Origin of the sequence: Sphaerothrix gracilis Ecp01 (assembly GCF_030405905.1) — a bacterium.
In the GTDB taxonomy this organism is placed as follows: domain Bacteria; phylum Cyanobacteriota; class Cyanobacteriia; order Phormidesmidales; family Phormidesmidaceae; genus Sphaerothrix; species Sphaerothrix gracilis.
The window spans coordinates 1-1,152 of the sequence record NZ_JASATW010000135.1; the positions used below are offsets into that span (position 1 = coordinate 1).

The 1,152-nt window shown below is 44.0% G+C and carries 2 protein-coding genes; both read left to right on the top strand.

All coding sequences use genetic code 11. From position 1 onward, the window contains the following. Window positions 1-504 precede the first annotated feature (504 nt). Window positions 505-648 (top strand): hypothetical protein, encoded by a 144-nt coding sequence (locus tag QJQ48_RS28290; protein WP_346294506.1) that lies wholly within the window; start codon window positions 505-507, stop codon window positions 646-648. A gap of 35 nt (window positions 649-683) precedes the next feature. Next, a complete protein-coding gene (locus tag QJQ48_RS28295) occupies window positions 684-965 on the top strand; it encodes a hypothetical protein (protein WP_346294507.1) in 282 nt (93 codons plus the stop codon). The last annotated feature ends 187 nt before the right edge of the window (window positions 966-1,152 follow it).

Sequence of the window (1,152 nt, forward strand, 5' to 3'; positions counted from 1 at the left end):
ATGCAACCAGGGAATATCCGAATATTGCCATGAGTCATCCCTATACCAACAGCAGTGATAGCTCACCACGATATCGTCTGCAGACTTTCTTGGCTAGCATCTCGTGCGAGGCAATCCGTGGCCTAATTGAAAAACATTCAGCCATACGCGATCGCCATCAACAGAGCGTAGTAATTTTAGCTCATATACGCTTATATCAAACTAGGAATTAATCACTTCAGTGCTTCTATACTTTTGAACCTGACACAAGCCCGCAGATTATGTAAAAAACTCTAAGCATCAATAGCGTATATGCTCTAAAGCACTTTACAAAGTACTTTAATCATCCATGCCATCACTATTTTGAGTTGTTTTAGTATTTTGATAACGCTCGAACCCTTCTGACTGCAGCAATTACAGTTATTACGCTATTAAGCACTTATTTGTTCTGCTCGTATGCAAGTCCTTGACTATGACTGTATACCAGCTTAGCATGCACATATAAGCAACAGGCATATCGCACACGTGAGCGATCGCACTAATACCCAAAAGCTCAGAAAGCCCGCTCAGATCAGCGGACTGCAATGGCGCAATGCCTACGGCAAAGGTAAGCATCTGCGCAATCACGAGATTCAAGCGCAGCTCCAACAAGTAGGAATTGCTCTCTAGAACACAACACAACTGGGCGATCAACTCTATTTGCTATGGATACTATGGATAATTCTCTACCAGAACAACAACTGAGACAGCAAGCCGCTGAGTCGGATTTAAGAGCAGCACAACAGCATAGAGAAGTCGGCATTGCCCAAACACACCAAGGACTACTCAATCTCAGCTACGAGCACAACGGGCACAATGGAATCTATCAATTACAGCGCTTCGATGGCAGTGGAGTCGTCTTGGCTCGTGGCCCGAAGCGAGTCGTCTTGCAAACTCTCATGACGGTCTATGTCATTGACCTTGATGAGGTGGAACAAAATGACTAGCAATTTTGAGGCCAGTTCTTCAAGCTAAAACAAGGCGATCGCTTTACTATCTCATTTAAAGCACAGATCAGGTATAAAAGTATGGAGCCTCTCATGATAGTCAAACTCATAAGCCTAAGCACTCTATACGTTCTACTCACTGTTGGCGGATTGCTATTGGCGATCGCTTTCATGATGGAAGCTGAAA